The following is an 18,297-nucleotide window of genomic DNA, read 5'->3' on the forward strand; positions in this document are numbered from 1 at the left end:
CGAACGATGTCCGTCGATACCCACCTGCCCCCCCGTCCGCTGCCCGGCCGGCACCTGTCCCGCCCAGGGACAGCCTGCGGTCCGGCCGCCGCGCCCGCGCTCCCCGGGGACACCGCTCCGGGCCCGCTCGGCCGCTCCTTCCACGAAGACCTCCTCGACGTGTGCCGACGGGCCGCCGCCGCCGCCCGCCGGGAGGCGCGCCCCGTGCTCGCCAGTTGTGCCACCCGGTCACCGCAACCGCGCCCCATCGACCTGTGGAGCCACGGCCGTACGCAGACGGAACGCTCCCTGCTCTGGCAGTCGGCATGGGACGGCGGCTTCCTCGTCGCCTTCGGTACCGCCCACGACGTGACCGCCCACGGTGACAGCCGTGTTGCGGTCACCCGGGAGTCCTGGCAGCGGCTGAGTTCGGGCGCGGTGCTCGGCGGACGTCCCGGCGAAGGACCCACCGGGATCGGCCCCGTGCTGGTGGGCGGCTTCTCCTTCGCCCCCGCCAGGACACCGAAGGGCTCCGCCTGGCCCGACGGGCTGATGTGGGTGCCGGCACTCCAGATACGCGGCGCCACCGCCGCCGGCACGGCGGAGGTCCGCCTGAACGCCGTCATCCACCCCGGGGACAACCCCCGCCACGTTGCCCGGTCCCTGATCCGCCTGGCGGCACGGTGTCTTGCCGCGGCGCCGCCCGCCACCTCTGCGTCCGGCGAACCAAGCGGCGCAGCCGCGGCCCTGACCGAAATTCCATCGGCCGAGGACTGGAAGCACCTGGTCCGGCGCGCTGTCGGCCGCATTGGCGCCGGCGGCTTCGAGAAGGTCGTGCTCGCCCGTGAGGTGCGGGTGACCGCCGGTGCGCCGTTCGACCTCCCGGCGGCGCTTCGGCGGCTGGAGCGGACGCACCCGCACGCCACGGTGTTCGCCGTGGGCCGCGGCACCCAGACCTTCCTCGGAGCGACCCCGGAGTATCTCGTACGGCTCACCGGCCGTGCCGTACACACCCTCGGACTCGCCGGCACCGCGCCCCGGGGAGCCACCCCCGAGCAGGACGCGGCCCTGGCGCGGGAACTCACCGACAGCGCCAAGACCAGGCACGAGCACGACGTGGTGGTACGCGCCCTGCGGGACGCCCTGCGCGCCACCTGCACGCACCTGGACGAGGAGGCACCCCGGGTGGTCAAACTCCCCCACGTGCAGCACCTGTCGACAGCCGTCGAGGGGCGACTCGCCGACACCTCCGCCGGAATCCTGGACCTCGTCGAGCGCCTCCACCCCACCCCGGCGCTCGGCGGCCACCCCCGGGCCCAGTCCCTCGACTGGCTGGCCGACAACGAAGGGATCGACCGCGGCTGGTACGCCGCCCCGGTCGGCTGGGCCGACACTGCGGGCCAGGGCGAGTTCGCGGTCGCGATCCGCAGCGGCCTGGTCGACTCCAACACCGCCTCGCTCTACGCCGGCTGCGGCATCGTCACCGGCTCGGACCCCGAGGACGAGTACGTCGAGACCTGCGCGAAGCTGCGCCCTATGCTCCACGCCCTCGGAATTGGGTGACCTGTGATGCCCACGCCCCTGCCTTCGACCCTTCCGACCGCCGATCCGGCGGCTCTCACCGCCTTGGCTGCGGCGCCCCGCCCCGCCCTTGCTGCCGAGGACGCCGAACTCGCCTCGCGCCTGGATGACCTGCACGCGCGCCTGGCCGGCCTCGACTCGCTGCTGGTGGCCTTCTCCGGAGGCGCCGACTCGACGCTGGTCGTGGCCGCGGCCGCGCGCGCCCTCGGCCCCGGCCGCGTCCTCGCCGCGACCGGCGACTCCGCCAGCCTGTCGGAGCGCGAGCGCGGCGCGGTCCGCGCGATCGCCCAGGACCTCGGGGTCCGCCACGCCTTCGTGACCACCCATGAACTGGAACGCACCGGATACCGGCGCAACGCACGGTCCCGGTGCTGGTTCTGCAAGACCGAACTCCTCGACCGGCTGCGGACGTTCGCAACGGGAGAGGGGATCGGCCAGATCGCCACGGGCACCAACGCCGACGATCTCCTCGACCCGTTCCGCCCCGGCATCAAGGCCGCGGCCGCACAGGGCGCCCTGACCCCGCTGGCCGACGCGGGCCTGACGAAGGCCCAGGTGCGGGCCGCGAGCAGCCGGTGGGGACTGGCCACTTGGAGCAAACCGGCTTCCCCGTGCCTGTCCAGCCGCATCGCGTACGGGCTGACCATCACCCGGGAACGGCTGTCCCGCGTCGAGCAGGCCGAGGAGGCGCTGCGGAACGCGCTGCGGAACGCCGGGATCACCTCCGGTGATCTGCGCGTCCGCGATCTCGGGGACCGTGCCCTGATCCAGGTCGACCGGCCCGCGGTCCCGGCGGTGCTGGGCTGCGACCCGGCCCTGGACGCCGTGCGCGCGGCCGGGTTCGGGCAGGTCGAGGTCGATCCCCTCGGATTCCGCTCGGGATCCCTCAACACCATGGCCGTCGGACGACCCCGGGAGGACGGGAATGGACGTTGACGAGGTGCGCACACTCCTGGAACGCGTCGCGTCGGGAGCGGGCACGGTCGAGGACGCGTTGCGCGCCCTGCGGGACGGACCGCTGTCGGGCGCGGGGCGCGGCGGCGTCAGGGACCTCGGCTTCGCACGGCTGGACACCCACCGGGCCTTGCGGACCGGCGACCCCGAAGTCGTCTACGCCGCGGGGAAGACCCCGCAGCAGACCGTCGCCCTGCTGCTGGCGCTGCGCGAGCAGCCGGGCTCGCGGCCGGCGCTGGCCACGCGGCTGTCCGACGAGACGCTGGCAGCCGTCGAAGCGGCCCTGCCGGACGCCCGGGTGGACGCGGTCGCCCGCTGCGCCGCGCTCGGCGAACGCCCCACGCACCGCGGCACGGTCACCGTGCTCTCCGCCGGCACCTCCGACGAGCCGGTGGCAGCCGAGGCGGCCTTCGTCGCGGCGGAGTACGGCTGCGCGGTGCGCCGCATCCGCGACGTGGGCGTGGCCGGCCTGCACCGGCTCCTGGCGGTCCTCGGCGAACTGCACGACACCGACTGCCTCATCGTGGTGGCCGGCATGGAAGGCGCGCTGCCCAGCGTGGTCGGCGGCCTGGTCGGGGTCCCCCTCATCGCGGTTCCGACGAGCGTCGGCTACGGCAGTTCACTCGGCGGTCTGACCGCCATGATGGGGATGCTGAACTCCTGCGCGCCCGGCATCACCGTCTGCAACATCGACAACGGATTCGGGGCGGCCGTCGCCGCTGCCCGGATCGCCCGCCGCGCCGCGGGGGCGCCGCACCAGGAGGTGACCTAGATGGCCGCCTCAGCGTGGTTCGACTGCTCGTCAGGGGCCAGCGGAGACATGCTCATGGGCGCGCTGCTCGACGCCGGGGCCTCGGTGGAGACCCTGCAGCGGGCGGTCGACGCGGTCGTGCCCGGAGCGATCCGCCTCCGCACCGAGCGCGTGGTACGCGGCGGGCTCGCCGCGACCAAGGCGCACGTTGACACCGAGCCGAGCCCCCCGCACCGCACCTGGCACGCCGTACGCGCCCTGCTCGCCAGGGCGTCCCTCCCCGCGCCCGTCCGCGACACCGCGCTGTCGGTGTTCTCGCGGCTGGCCCGCGCCGAGGCGGCCGTCCACGGCGTCCCCGTCGACGACGTGCACTTCCATGAGGTGGGCGCGCTCGACGCGATAGCCGACGTGACGGCCGTCTGCGCCGCGCACCACGAACTAGGGATCACCGAGGCGACCTCGACCCCCCTGGTCCTGGGCCACGGCCGGGTCGACAGCGCGCACGGATCAATCCCCGTGCCCGTCCCCGCCGTGCTGCGCCTCGCCGCCGACCACGGGGCCCCGGTCCGCTCCGGTGACCAGCCCTTCGAGATGTGCACGCCGACGGGGGCTGCCCTGCTGCTGACCCTGTGCGGCTCGTGGGGCGGTTTGCCGCTGCTGCGGGTACGGGCCACCGGAACCGGCGCCGGCACCCGCGACCTGCCGCGGACGCCCAACGTCGTCCGGGTCGTTTTGGGCCGTTCCGTCACAGCAGCAGGCGGCGAGGTCGAGGACGGCGAGGACGGCGGGGGCGGTGAGCCCCGGCTCACGGAGGCGGTGGTCGTCGACGCCAACATCGACGACCTCGACCCCCGCGTCTGGCCGTACGTCCTGTCCCGGCTGCTGGAGTCGGGCGCCGCCGATGCCTGGCTCACCCCGATCGTGATGAAGAAGGGGCGCCCCGCCCACACCTTGTCGGTCCTGTGCCCGCCGTCCCGGCTGGCCGCGCTCCGCGATGTCGTGCTGACCGAGACCTCGACCCTGGGCCTGCGCGAGTACCCGGTCGGGAAGCACGAGTTGGCGCGGCACTTCGCCACCGTGTCGCTGGACGGGCACCCGGTCCGGATCAAGTTCGCCAGCCACCGCCACCGCCTTGTCAACCGACAACCTGAGTACGAGGACGTCGCCGCCGCCGCGTCCGCGCTCGGCATCCCCCTCAAGACCGCCCTCGCCCGGGCGTCGGCAAAGGCTCAGGAACTCGCGCCGAGCGCCTCGTCGTGGAGCACCGCGACCCCGCTCCCGCCCGACGGCGAGGGCGGCGGAGGGGGGAGCTGACCCCGCGGGCAGAACGCCCGGCCCCGGCGGCAGCCCGCCGAGGCCGAACCTGTGCCCCCCGCCCGACCGCTGCCCCGACGGCGGCAAACCCCGCGCCGGCTCCCGCTGTCGCCTCGCACCCCCGCGACCCCTTGGGCGTCGCGGGGGTGCGAGGCTGAGCGCCGTCGTGGGGCCGGTTACCGACGGAGCGCGGTGGCACGGGCGGCCAGGGCTTCCGTCGCGTGCTGTCGCGAGGACGGCCAGGGCCGCGGGCCCGGACCGGGCGGGCCCAAGGGGGCGTGGCCGCGTGGGCTGGGACCGGGCGGGGCGGCCGCGTAGCCCGGGGACGGGCCGGGGCAAGGCAACGAGCCGCCCTGCGACAGCCCATGCGTCGAAGACGCGGTGCCGGAGCCCCACCCGAGCCGGAGCCGGCGACCGCGCCGGCCGGTCGTCGGCTCCGGCCCACCCGCTCCCCAGGCCGGCTGCCGCGACCCGCGGACGGCTATCGGCTGTCGGCTGTCGGCTGTCGGCTGTCGGCTGTCGGCTGTCGGCTGTCGGCTGAGGGTCTTGGCCCGTGGCGAACGCCGGCTTGTCGGATCTGCTACCTGAGCACACCCCGACGAGGACCATGCCAAAGGGGGTGGGGTCCCGGCCGGCCGGGACCCCACCCCCTCCGCGATCAGGCCGCCGGCATCACACCCGGCCGCCCGCTGCCGCAAGTTCGGCCTCCGCGCGCTCGCGGGCGCGGCCACCGGACCGCAGCCCATCGGCCACCGCAGCCGCGACGACGCCGATGTGCGCGGGTTGCAGCATGTCCTCGTGCCGGCACTCGACGCGGTGTTCGGTGATCCGCCCGTCCACGTAACGCGACCATGTGCCGGTGGCCGTGACCGACAGCGGGGTGCTCGCCGCCGCGGTGAACGCGAGGACGTCCCCTCGGAACACCCCGGGCACGTGGGTGCGCCGCGCATCGCGCGCGATCCGGTAGTCGTGGAGCATGGCGTTCAGGGTCTGCTCCGAGACGTCCCGCAGCGGATGGTCACCGGCGCGCAGCCGGCCCAGGATCCACCCGGGCGACAGGTCGCCGGTGCCGGCCGACGACGGCGGGACCCCGAGGGAGCGGGCGAGGTCGGCGAGCAGGGCGGTGTCGTCCGCCTCGCCGTCTGCGCTGTGCGGGTACGCATCCAGGAGGGCGAGCGACTCGACCCGCTCGCCCTCCCGCTGGAGCCGGACGGCGACGGCGTGGGCATTGACGCCGCCGAAGGACCAGCCGAGCAGCCGGTAAGGGCCGTGCGGCTGGATCCGGCGGATCCAGCGCGCGTAGTCCGTCGCGATCTCCTCGACCGTCTCCGGGGCCGGCTCGTTCCCGGCCACACCCCTGGCCTGGAGGCCGTAGAGGCGCTGCTCGGGCGGGAGGTGGCGCAGAAGCCGGGCGTAGGCCCAGCTGAGTCCGCCGGCCGGCGGGAGGCAGAACAGCGGCTCACCCACCCCCCGGTCCCTGATCGGCAGCACGGCCTCCAGCGCGGACGAAGCGGAAGACGAGGCGGGCGCGGCGCCCATGCGGGCTGTGAGCATGGCGACGGTGGGTGCTTCGAAGATGGCGCGGACGTCCGTCTCGGTGCCGAAGGCGGTGCGGATACGGCCGATGAGGCGGGTCGCGAGCAGCGAGTGCCCGCCGAGTTCGAAGAAGTGGTCGTCGACGCCGACGCCGGCCACGCCCAGGACCTCGGCGAACAAGCCGCACATGGCCTCCTCCTCGGCCGTGCGCGGGGCCCGCGAGGCTGCCCGCGCCGACACGTCCGGCGCGGGCAGCGCCCGCCGGTCCAGCTTGCCGTTCGCCGTCGTGGGCATGGCCGCCATCGGCACGACGACCGAGGGGACCATGTACTCGGGCAGCGTCCGCGCGGCGAAGGCCCGCAATCCCGCCGGGTCGAGGACCGCGCCGGGCTCCGGGAGCACGTAGGCGACCAGGCGCCGGTCGCCGGGCCGATCCTCGCGGACGATCACGACGGCCTGCGCGACGCCGTCGTGGCGGGCGAGCGCGGACTCGATCTCGCCCAGCTCGATCCGGAAGCCCCGGAGCTTGACCTGGTCGTCGGTGCGGCCGACGAAGTGCAGCTCCCCGTCCGCGCTCCACCGGGCCAGGTCCCCCGTGCGGTACATCCGTTCGCCCGGGGCCCCGTAGGGGCAGGCGACGAACCGCTCCGCCGTCGTCTGCGGGCGGTCGAGGTAGCCGCGGGCGAGACCGGTGCCCGCGAGGTACAGCTCACCGGTCACTCCGGCGGGCACCGGCTGCAACAGCGCGTCGAGCACGTAGGCCCGCGTGTTGGCCAGCGGCCTGCCGATGGGAAGGGCAGCGGACGGGTGCGCGGCGTCCTCGGGGCGGATCAGGTGATGCGTGGCGAGGACGGTCGCCTCGGTGGGACCGTAGAAGACCAGCATCCGGCGACCCGGCGCCCAGGGCCCGACCAGGGAGGGCGGGCACGCCTCGCCGCCGACAGTCAGGGTCTCGACACCGTCGAGGCACAGGTCGGCCCCCGCCGCGAGCAGCGTCGGCTGCAGGAAAGCGTGGGTGACCGCCTCCCCGCGGGCGGTCTCGGCCAGCCCGTGCGGCCCGAACACGGTGCGCCGGCTCACCACGAGTGCCGCACCGGACAGCAGGGCGCGGCAGATCTCCGCGGTCGCCGCGTCGAAGCTGAGCGAGGCGAAGTGCAGGACGCGGCTGCGCGGCCCGATACCCAGCAGTTCCCGCTGGGTGGTCGCGAAGCCGGCGATGCCGCGGTGGGTGACCTGGACGCCCTTGGGGCGCCCGGTGGACCCGGAGGTGTAGATGACGTAGGCGGGATGGGCCGGCAGGAGGGGGCAGCGGCGTTCGGCGTCCGTCACCTCCTGCGGCGAGGCGGCGTCGAGGGCTTCGATCGTCGCTGGATCGTCGAGCAGGAGGTGCGGCAGCGCGGTGACGCAGGGCAGCCGGTCTCCCGTCGCGGTGGTGGTCACCGCCAGCAGCGGCCGGGCGTCGGCGAGCATGAACGCGATGCGCTCAGCCGGGTAGTCGGTGTCCAGCGGCAGGTAGGCGGCGCCGGACTTGGCCACGGCCAGCAGGGCCACGATGGACTCGACGGAGCGCGGCAGCGCCAGGGCGACGATCTGCTCGGGTCCGGCCCCGCGGGTCGCCAGCAGCCGGGCGAGCCGGTTGGCCCGCGCGTCCAGCTGCCCGTAGGTGAGCCGGGAGCCCTCGCAGACGACCGCGACGGCGTCCGGGTCCGCCCGCACCTGATCCTGGAACAGGTCGGGCAGGGTGCGCACCGGCACGTCGGCGCGCGTGTCGTTCCAGCCCACCAGGAGGGTGTCGCGCTCCTGCGCGGACAGGATGTCGAGGGAGCCGATCCGGGCGTCGGGATCCGCGGCGGCCGCCTCCAGCACCCGCACCAGCCGGGCCGCCATCGCCTCGGCCGTACCGGTGTCGAACAAGTCGGTGGCGTACTGCAGGACCCCCCACACCCCGCCCGCGCCGCCGTCGGGGGCGGTGTGCTCGGTCAGGCTGAGCGACAGGTCGAACCGGGCCGCCGCGCGGGTGCCCGGCCGCTCCTGCACCGCCAGCCCGGGCAGCCGCAACTCGGCAGCGGCCGTGTTGTCCAGGGCGCACATCACCTGGAAGAGCGGGTGCCTCGACGCGGAGCGGCCGGGGTTGAGCAGCTCCACCAGCCGCTCGAACGGCACGTCCTGATGGTCGTAGGCGGCCAGGTCCGTCTCCCGGACGCGGCCGAGCAGGTCGCAGAACCGGGGGTCCCCGGACAGGTCGGTGCGCAGCACGAGCATATTGACGAACATCCCGACGATGTCGTGGAGGGAGTCGTCCCGCCGGCCGGCCACAGGGGTGCCGATAGGGATGTCGGTGCCCGCGCCCAGCCGGGAAAGCAGGACACCGAACGCCGCCTGCACCACCATGAAAAGACTCACCCGGTGCGAGCGGGCGAGCCGGACCAGCCGGTCGTGCAGCTCCGGGCCGATCTCCACCGGGGCGCTCGCCCCGGCGTAGGACGGCAGCGCCGGTCGCGGCCGGTCGGTGGGCAGCGGAAGGTCGTCCGGGAGCCCTGCCAAGTGCCGGCGCCAGTAGTCGACCGGACCGCCGCCCGGGCTTCCCGCGTCGTCCAGCGTGTCGAGGAACTCCTGCTGCCACAGCGCGTAGTCGGCGTACTGCAGTGGCAATTCGGTCCATCGGGGCTGCTCGCCCGTGCGGCGGGCGGTGTAGGCGTCCGCGAGGTCGCGCAGCAGCGGCAGCATGGACCAGCCGTCGCCGGCGATGTGGTGCAGGACCAGGACCAGGACGTGGTCGGTGGCAGAGAGAGCCAGCAGTTCGCAGTGCAGCGGGGGTTCGGTGGCGATGTCGAAGCTGCGGGCGGAGGCCTGTGCGACGGCGGCGTCCACCGCGTCGGCGGCCACGTCGCGTACCGGCAGTCCGGGGCGGGCCTGCTCGGGTGGCAGCACGAGCTGGTGGGGTTCGCCCGCCGCCTCGAGGAAGACCGTGCGCAGGCTCTCGTGCCGGCCGACCACGTCGGCCAGCGCCTCCCGCAGCGCCGCGGTGTCCAGGTCGCCCGTCAGCCGGTACGCGACCGGCATGTTGTACGTGGGGCTGGGCCCCTCCAGCTGGGCCATGAACCACAGGCGCCGCTGCGCCGATGACAGCGGCACGATCGGCGGCCTGGGCCCGCGCGCCGGGCGCGAACGCGCCGGGCCGCCCGCGGCCGCGGCCGCCACGCGGGCCAGGAGCATGGCCGGAGTGGGCGCCTCGAAGAACGTACGGACCTCGACGTCGACGCCGAGCGTGGCGCGGATACGGCTGATGAGCCGGACGGCCAGCAGGGAATGGCCGCCGAGTTCGAAGAAGTGGTCGTCGACGCCGACGCCGGCCACGCCCAGGACCTCGGCGAACAAGCCGCACATGACCTCCTCCTCGGCCGTGCGCGGGGCCCGCGAGGCTGCCCGCGCCGACACGTCCGGCGCGGGCAGCGCCCGCCGGTCCAGCTTGCCGTTCACGGTCAGCGGGAACGCGTCGACCACCACGAACGCCGCGGGAACCATGTAGTCCGGCAGCAGCGCGGCGCAGTGGGCCCGCACCTCGGCCGCCATCCGGCCGCGGTCGGCTGGCGACTGAGCGTCGGTGGCGGTGGCGGTGGCGGTGAGGTAGGCGACCAGACGCTTGTCGCCGGGCCGGTCCTCGCGGACCAGGACGGCGCCCGCGGCCACCGCGGGGTGCCCGGCGATCACCGACTCAACCTCGCCGAGCTCGATCCGGAAGCCGCGGATCTTGACCTGGTCGTCGCCGCGCCCCAGGTACTCCAGCTCCCCGCGGGCGTTCCAACGCGCCAGGTCGCCGCTGCGGTACATCCGCCGCCCGGGCGGGCCGTAGGGATCGGCGACGAACCGGCCCGCGGTCAGATCCGGGCGTCCCAGATACCCGCGCGCCAGACCGGCTCCGGACACGTACATCTCCCCGGGCACGCCGGGAGGACAGGGCAGCAGGGCGTCGTCCAGCACGTGGACCTTCAGGTCCGGGATGCTACGGCCGATCGCGCCGGGCACCGGGCCGCTGCCCGCAGGCAGGGCGCTCAGCGCCTTGTAGCTGACGTGCACGGTGGTTTCGGTGATGCCGTACATGTTCACCAGCTGCGGCGTCCGGTCGCCGTGGCGCTCGTGCCAGTCCGCAAGGCGGGTGAGGTCCAGAGCTTCCCCGCCGAACACCACGCTGCGCAGGGCCAGCGCGGCGCTCGACCGTGGATCCTGCGCGTCGGCCTGGGCCAGCTGGTAGAACGCCGACGGCGTCTGGTTCAGCACCGTCACCTGCTCACGGGCCAGCAGCGCGAGAAACTCGGCCGGTGCGCGCGCGACGTCCACCGGTACCACGACCAGGCGCCCGCCGTGGAGCAGAGCACCCCACATCTCCCACACCGAGAAGTCGAAGGCGAACGAGTGGAACCACGTCCACACGTCGTCCGGGCCGGGACCGAACCAGCCGTCCGTCGCCGTGAACAGCCGGAGCACACTCGCGTGCGGCACCAGCACACCCTTGGGGCGGCCGGTCGATCCCGAGGTGTAGATCGCGTAGGCCGGGTGCGACGGCAACAGGGCCGACGTCCGCTCCTGGTCGGTCAGATCGCCGTCCGGCAGCAGCGCCAGGCGGGCGGCGGTCCGCACGTCGTCGAGCAGCAGCGTCGGCCGTCCCCGGCCGGTCGCTGCCGTATCGCCCGACGCCACCACCACCGCCGGGTCCGCGTCCCGCAGCATGTACGCCACCCGGTCGGCCGGATAGTCCGGGTCCAGGGGCACGTACGCCGCACCGCTCTTGAGCACGGCCAGCAGCGCCACCGCCAGCTCCGCGGACCGGGGCAGCGAGACGGCGACCCGGGTCTCGGGGCCGGCGCCGCAGGCAACAAGCATCCGGGCCAGGCGGTTGGCGCGGGAGTTCAGCTCACCGTAGGTGATCCGCGTACCGTCGGCGTCCACGACCGCCGGTGCGTGCGGGCTTCCGGCGGCCTGCGCCTCGAACCGCTCGGGCAGCGTGCGGCCCGGCATCACCGCGCTGTCCGTGTCGCTGCACGGCGCCAGGACATCCCGCCACTCCTCGTCCGACAGCAGGTCGATGGAGCTGACCCGTAGGCCCGGGTCGGCCGCCACCGACGCCAGCAGCCGCACCAGCCGCGTCACCAGGGACTCGGCCGTGCCCGGATCGAACAGGTCGGTGGCGTAGAACAGGACGCCGTCGATCCCGGCCGGACGGCCCTGGCCATCCGCCCGCTCGCCGAAGTCGAAGGTCAGGTCGGTCTTTGCCACGGGCTGCCCGACCAGGTAGGGCCGGGCCTGAACCCCCGGCAGGTCCGGGGCCGCCACCTGGTTGTTCTGCAGGGCCACCAGCACCTGCGTCAGCGGGTGCCGGGCCATCGAACGGGCCGGGGACAGCTCCTCGACCAGCCGCTGGAAGGGCACGTCCTGGTGGTCCAGGGCGCCCAGGCTGCGCTCCCGCACACGGGCGAGGAGCTCACCGAAGGTGGGGGAACCCGACAGGTCGGTGCGAATGACCAGGGTGTTGACGAAGAAGCCGACCAGGTCGTCGAGCGCCTCGTCGGTGCGTCCTGCCACCGGGGTGCCGATGGGGATGTCCGTGCCCGCCCCCATCCGGGACAGCAGGGCCGCCACCGCCGCCTGAAGCACCATGAACAACGTCACGTCGTGCGCGCGGGCCATCCGCGCCAGCCGGCCGTGCAGCTCCGCGGGGATCGTCAGCGCCGCCCGCCCGCCCGCGTGGCCGGCCACCGCAGGGCGCGGTCGGTCCGCGGGAAGCGCCAGCTCCTCGGGCGCCCCTGCCAGCACCTCCCGCCAGTAGGCGAGTTGCCGGTACTGGAGACTGCCCGGGTCGTCCGCCGCGCCAAGCAGTTCCCGCTGCCAGAGCGTGTAGTCGGTGTACTGCACCGGCAGCGGCTCCCACTGCGGCTCCCGGCCGGCACTGCGCGCGGCGTACGCGACGGACAGGTCGTGCCACAGCGGCTTCAACGACCAGCCGTCACAGGCGATGTGGTGCACCACCAGGACCAGCACGTGGTCGTGCGGCGCGAGTTCCAGCAGCAGGGCCCGCAGCGGCAGGTCCGTCGACAGGTCGAAGCCGGCCCGGGCGAACTCCTCCTGCGCGAGCGCCAGCCCGTCCTGCGTCGTGCGGGCCCTGCGCAGGACCGGCCGGCCACGCGGACCGGCGACGATCTCCTGCACGGGGCCACCGTCCCGCTCGGGGAACCGGGTGCGCAGGCTGTGGTGCCGGTCGGCGACATCGCCCAGCGCGGCCTCGAGGGCGTCCGCGCTCAGCGGGCCCGTCAGCCGTACGGCCACCGGCAGGTTGTACGTGGCGCCGCCCTCGACCTGGTTGAGGAACCACAGGCGGCTCTGTGCGAATGACGGTGCGATCACGATGACTCCTTCAGTTGTGCCATGGGGCGGAGCGCGGGACGGCGTCCGGCGGTGGCGGACGCGGGTGCCGCGGCCAGCCGGGCGGCGACGCCCGCGACGGTCGGCGCCTCGAAGAACGCGCCGATGGCCAGCTCCGCGTCGAACGCCGAGCGGATCCGGTTGATGAGCCGGGCGGCCAGCAGCGAGTGCCCGCCCATGTCGAAGAAGCTGTCCTCGACACCCACCGAGGCCACCCCGAGGACCTCGGCGAACACCGCGCACAGGAGTTCCTCGCGGCGGTCGGCGGGCCCGCGGCCCTTCGCGCCGCTCGCGTACGCCGGCGCGGGTAGCGCGTTACGGTCGAGCTTGCCGTTGGGGGTCAGCGGGAACCCGTCCACCACCATGACGGTGGCCGGGACCATGTAGTCGGGGAGGACCTTCGCGACCGCGGCGCGCAGCTCGGCCGGCACCGCGCTCGCCCCCGCGGCGGGCACCACGTAGCCCACCAGCCGCTTGTCCCCGGGCCTGTCCTCGCGGACGACGACGGCGGCGCGGCGCACCTCGGGCCGCCGCGCGAGGACCGCCTCGATCTCGGCCGGCTCGATCCTGAAGCCGCGCACCTTCACCTGGTCGTCCGCGCGCCCAGCGAAGATCAGCTGCCCGTCCGCTCGCCATCGCACGAGGTCGCCCGTCCGGTACATCCGTTCGCCCGGCGGACCGAAGGGGCATGCCGTGAAGCGTTCGGCGGTCAGCCCCGGCCGGTCGAGGTAGCCCCGCGCGAGACCCACGCCGGCGATGTAGAGCTCTCCGGTCGTGCCGGGCGCGACGGGTCGCAAGCCGTCGTCGAGGACATACACCCGCATGCCGTCCAGCGGCCGGCCGATGGGGACGCCCTCGTCGAGGCGACTGTCGGGCCCCACCCGGTAGGACGTCGCGAACAGCGTGGTCTCGGTCGGCCCGTAGACGTCGACGAGCACCGTGCCCGGATACTCCGCGCGGACGCGGCGCACCGCGGCGGCCGACACCACGTCGCCGCCGGTCAGGACCTCCCGCACCTGCCCGAACAGGTCGCTGCCGTCCTCCGCCAGGCGGTTGAACACCCCGGCGGTCAGCAGGATCCCCGTCACGCCGCCGTCCACGACCGCGCGACGCAGGGCCGCAGGGTCGAACTCCCCCGGCGGCAGCACCACGACGGTGCCGCCGTTCAGCAGCGGCTGCCAGATCTCGTACGTCGAGGAGTCGAACGCGTGCGGGGCGTGCATCAGCACCCGCCGGTGGTTGCCGCCCTCCCAGCGCCGGTCGGTGGCCAGCGCGACCACGTCCCGGTGGGTGACCGCCACGCCCTTCGGCTGCCCGGTCGAGCCCGAGGTGTACATGATGTAGGCGAGTTCCCCGGGCAGCACCCGGACGGCCGGTGCGTCCTCCCGCCCACCGGCACCGGCTGCGCCGTCCAGGACCACGACGTGCGCGTCGTGGTCGAACTCCCGCCGCGCCATGGCCGGGTCGATCACGAGCACCCGCGCCCCGCAGTCGGCCATCACCCAGGAGAGGCGGTCCGCGGGATGGCCCGCGTGCAGCGGCACATACGCCCCGCCCGCCTTCGACACGGCCAGAGTCGCCACGACCAGGTCCACCGAGCGCTCCAGGAACAGCGCGACCGGTGCGCCGGGGCGTACCCCCAGTTCGACCAGCTGCAGCGCCAGCCGGTTCGCCCGGCGGTCGAGTTCCGCGTAGGACACCTCGTGGTTCCCGAGAACCACCGCGGGGGAGTCCGGCGCCTCTCTGACCCGGGCAGCGAACAGCTCCGGCAGCGAAGCGGCGGGCGGCGGCACCGCGGTGTCGTTCCACTCCACCAGGACCCGGTGCAGATCCTCCTCCGACAGCCCGTCCGGTTCGCCGTTTCCGTCCGGGCCCCCGGCCCCCGGCAGTTGTGCGCGCGGGCCGGCGCTCTCCTGGGCCAGGGCGGCCACCACGTTCTCGGTCGCCGCCGCCAGGAGTCGCCCGACCGCTTCGAGGTCGATCTCTTCGGCGGCCTGCGTCACGAAGGCGAAGCCGGTGCCGTCGTCGTCCACGGACACGGTCAGCGGGTAGTTCGTCCGCTCGCTCTCGAGCAGGCGCTCGAACCCGGCCGGCGAGGCACCCGAAGTCCCTGACTCGTGACGGTAGTTGAACAGGGAGGTGAACAGCGGCGCGGGCGCACGGACCCCCGAGGCACGCTGGGCCGCGGCCGGCGACGCGTGCTCGTGGACCAGAAGCGCGGCCAGCTGGGCATGCATGGCGCGCACGGCGTCCGACACGCCCCCCTCGCGTGCCCGCGCCCGCACCGGGAGGGTGTTGATGAACAGGCCCGGTACACGGTCGGCTCCCGCGCCACCCTGCATGCGGCCGAACAGCACGGTGCCGAAGACCACGTCGTCTCGGCCGCAGATCCCGGCAAGCACGCGTGACCACACGACGTGGAAGAGCGTGGCGGGGCTCACCCCGAACCGCCGCGCCTGGACCCGCACCTGGGCGGCGAGAGCGGCGTCCAGCGCCTGCGTGCGCTCGACGACGTCCCGGCCGTCGCCGCGGACGCCCGGCACGCCGAACGGCACGGTCGGCTCGGTGACGTCGCCGAGCAGCCCCGCGAAGTACGCGTGGTGCTCTTCGGCCGGCACGGCGAGCAGCGCCTGCGCCACATAGGCGCGGTAGGGCAGCGGTATCGGCAGGTCTGCCCCGTCCCCCCGCATGATCGCGGCCACCTCGTCCAGGATCACCTCCAAGGTGGTGTGGTCCTGGGTGACATGGTGCAGCCGCAGAGCCAGCACCCAGCCCTCGCGGTCCGATGTCGCGAAGGCGTCCATCAGCGGGGCCCGGCGCAGGTCCATCAGCCCGTCGCTGACGGACAGCAGCCGCCGCACCACGTCGCCGCCGTCGGAGGCCACCTCGACGACGGGCATCGTCGCCCGACGGTGCACCACCTGCACCGGATGCGGCAGCCCCTCCCACGCCAGGGACGTCCGCAGGATCTCGTGCCGGCCGACGACCTGCTGCCACGCGGCGAGGAAGGCGTCGAGCGCGCGGCGCGAGCCGAAGCGGAACAACTCCCGTACGACGTAGGTGTCACTGCCCTGGTCGGCCATGAGCTGGTGGTGGTAGAGCAGGCCCTCCTGCAGGGGCGCCAGCGGGTAGACGTCGGCGACGTTCGCCGCGCCCCCCTCGACCCGCGCGACCACCGCGTCCAGCTGCTCGGTGGACAGGCCGGCGAAGGGCACCATCTCGGCGGTGATGCGGCCGGGCGACGGCGGAACACGGCACGGCGGCACGTCGACCTCAGTGGGGGCCGCCGAGGCCGCGAGCCCGGCCACGGTCGGCTCGGCGAACAGCGTCCCGATGTCGACCGCCGCGCCCCGGGACCGCAGGCGCTCCATGAGCGCGATCGCGGACAGCGAGGTCCCGCCCAGATCGAAGAAACTCTCCTCGACGCCGACCTCGGGCACGCCCAGGACCTCGGCGAAGGCGGTGCACACGATCTCCTCCCGCACGGTCCGGGGGCCGCCACCGGCTACCGAGCCGTACCGCGGGAGCGGCAGCGCCCTGCGGTCGAGCTTGCCGTTGGCGGTGAGCGGCAGGGCATCCAGGGCCACTGCGGCTGCCGGGACCATGTACGCGGGCAGCCGCTCGCGCAGGTACGGGCGCAGTGCGGTGGTATCGACACTCTCGGGCACAACGTAGGCGACCAGGTGCTGACGGCCGGGGAAGTCCTCCCGGACCACGACCGCCGTCTGGGCCACGTCGCGGTGGGACAGCAGGGCCGCCTCGATCTCGCCGGGTTCGATGCGGAAGCCGCGGAGCTTGACCTGGGCGTCGGCGCGCCCGACAAACTCCAGGACGCCGTCGGCGGTCTGGCGGACCAGGTCGCCGGTGCGGTACATCCGCTCCCCCGTACCGAAGGGGCTGGCGACGAAGCGCTCACTGGTCAGTCCGGGCCGGCCGAGGTAGCCGCGGGCCAGGCCGGCGCCGGACGCGTAGAGCTCGCCCGTGGCCCCGACGGGCACCGGCCGCAACCGCGCGTCCAGGACGTGGACGCGAGTGTCGGCGATGGGTCGGCCGATCGGGACGCTCGCCCCAGCCCTGGTCCCGGTCACCTCGTGGGTGGTGGTGAACGTGGTGTTCTCGGTCGGGCCGTAGCCGTTGACCAGCCGGGTGCCGGGGAGCCGGTCGAGCACGCTCCGGCAGCGCGCGGGCGACAGCACGTCACCGCCGGCCAGCAGGCACCGCACCCCGGAGAGCACCTCGACATCGGCGTCGACGACCTGGTGGAACAGCCCCGCGGTCAGCCACAGCACGCTCACCCGGCGCGCGCGCAGGAACGCACCGAGAGCGGACACGGACAGCGGGCCGGGCGGCGCGATCGCCAGCGTGGCTCCGTTGAGCAGGGCGCCCCACAGCTCGAACGTCGCCGCGTCGAACGACACGGACGCCAGCAGGGCCACGACGTCGTCACCGAAGACAGGCGCGTACGAAGCCTCGTGCACCAGCCGGTCCACCGCGGAGTGGGGCACGACCACAGCTTTCGGCGCCCCCGTCGACCCTGAGGTGTAGACCGCGTAGACCGGGTGGTCCGGACGCACGGCCGCCCCGACGGCCGGCAGGGCCCCACCGGCCTCGATCAGCGCGTCGTCGACCACGAGTGCCTTGTCGGCCAGGAGTTCGCCGGGCCGTGCGTGCGGGGGCGTGCACAGCACGAGCGCCGGGTCGCAGTCGCCGATCATCGCGGTGATCCGCTCGGCCGGGTACCCGGGGTCGACCGGCACATAGGCGCCGCCGGCCTTCACGATCCCGAGCAGGGTGACCACGAGTTCCACGGACCGGTCCATGGCCACTGCGACGAACGACTCCGGCCCCACCCCGCGGTCGGCCAGCACCCGCGCCAGCCGGTCCGCGCGCGCGTCGAGCTCCGCGTACGTCAATGCCGTGTCCCCGTAGGTCACGGCGATCGCGTCGGGTGCGCGGGCCACCTGCCGTGCGAAGAGCTCGGAGACGGTCGCCGGAGCGATCCCGCGAGAGGTGTCGTTCCACGCGTCCGCGGCGGGAACGCCGTGCGCAGCCAGGCGCGGGGGCCGGGACACAGGGGCTGGGTCCAGCGGCGGGGGTGCGGCGTGGCAGGACGGGTCACTCACGTGGTGCCTCCTCGTGACAGGGCGAGTGGTGAGGGGTCAGGTGTGAAGGGGTTGGACGGGCAAGGGTGGGGCGGCCCTTCCTCGCACGGCGCTGCGGTGTCGGCCGTCCGGACGGTGGCTCGGCCGCTCGCGTGTGCGCCGGCGGGGGCGCGCTGGTGGGTGTGTGCCGGCGGGGCGTCCGCCGATGGGTGTGCCGGAACATGCGGGACTGTGGGACATGTTTGTGTGGGGGTGTGCGTATGCGGGGAACGCGGATTCAGGGCATGCGGATCGGCGGTGCGTCGACTGCGTCTGCGGGCCTGTGATCACCGATGTCCCGGGCGTGCCACGGGACAAGCGGGTGAGCTTCCGCCCATGAGGCACGGGACCGTTCGGTGGCCGGTCCGCTCCCCGGGGCACCGACCCGTCCCGTGACGGCTTGGATGCTGCCACGCCGTCCACGGGCATTCATAGCCCCGCTCGCCGGGCGGCCCGCCGCCGGTGACGCGTGGCCGCAGGACCGCGTCTCACCAGGCAACTCGGCTGCGACAACACCCCGCGCGTGGGGCTGCCCAGTACCGAACTTGCGGCATTTCGGTATGACATGTCCGCCGCGCTCTGCAACCGGCCATGTCCGTAAAGGGACATCGCGCCGTGTCGGCC

At 74.3% G+C, this 18,297-nt stretch carries 6 protein-coding genes; 4 read left to right on the forward strand and 2 right to left on the reverse strand.

The genetic code is table 11. The annotated features are described in order from the left end of the window. Window positions 1-6 precede the first annotated feature (6 nt). From OG568_RS00220 to larC, 4 genes are read left to right on the forward strand one after another with little or no spacing between them, the layout of a single operon-like run. On the forward strand, window positions 7-1,542 hold the full coding sequence (locus tag OG568_RS00220) for an isochorismate synthase (protein ID WP_329529731.1): 1,536 nt from the start codon (window positions 7-9) through the stop codon (window positions 1,540-1,542). A gap of 6 nt (window positions 1,543-1,548) precedes the next feature. Then, window positions 1,549-2,496: an ATP-dependent sacrificial sulfur transferase LarE gene (larE, locus tag OG568_RS00225; protein WP_329529732.1), complete on the forward strand. Its 948-nt coding sequence runs from the start codon at window positions 1,549-1,551 to the stop codon at window positions 2,494-2,496. Next, the gene (gene larB / locus OG568_RS00230) at window positions 2,486-3,286 is read left to right on the forward strand and encodes a nickel pincer cofactor biosynthesis protein LarB (RefSeq protein WP_329529733.1); all 801 of its coding nucleotides are present in this window, start codon (window positions 2,486-2,488) and stop codon (window positions 3,284-3,286) included. Before larE ends, larB begins: the two co-directional genes overlap by 11 nt. After that, complete coding sequence (gene larC, locus OG568_RS00235; RefSeq protein ID WP_329529734.1) at window positions 3,287-4,579, forward strand: nickel pincer cofactor biosynthesis protein LarC; 1,293 nt, start codon at window positions 3,287-3,289, stop codon at window positions 4,577-4,579. A gap of 672 nt (window positions 4,580-5,251) precedes the next feature. On the opposite strand, the gene OG568_RS00240 is transcribed toward larC, so the two are convergent. Further along, the gene (locus tag OG568_RS00240; protein WP_329529735.1) at window positions 5,252-12,514 is read right to left on the reverse strand and encodes a non-ribosomal peptide synthetase; all 7,263 of its coding nucleotides are present in this window, start codon (window positions 12,512-12,514) and stop codon (window positions 5,252-5,254) included. Next, window positions 12,511-17,655, reverse strand: a complete 5,145-nt coding sequence (locus tag OG568_RS00245; RefSeq protein ID WP_329529736.1) for a non-ribosomal peptide synthetase — start codon at window positions 17,653-17,655, stop codon at window positions 12,511-12,513. The genes OG568_RS00240 and OG568_RS00245 overlap by 4 nt, the downstream gene beginning before the upstream one ends. Between the last annotated feature and the right edge of the window lie 642 nt (window positions 17,656-18,297).

This window comes from Streptomyces sp. NBC_01450 (genome assembly GCF_036227505.1).
Taxonomy (GTDB): Bacteria; Actinomycetota; Actinomycetes; order Streptomycetales; family Streptomycetaceae; genus Streptomyces.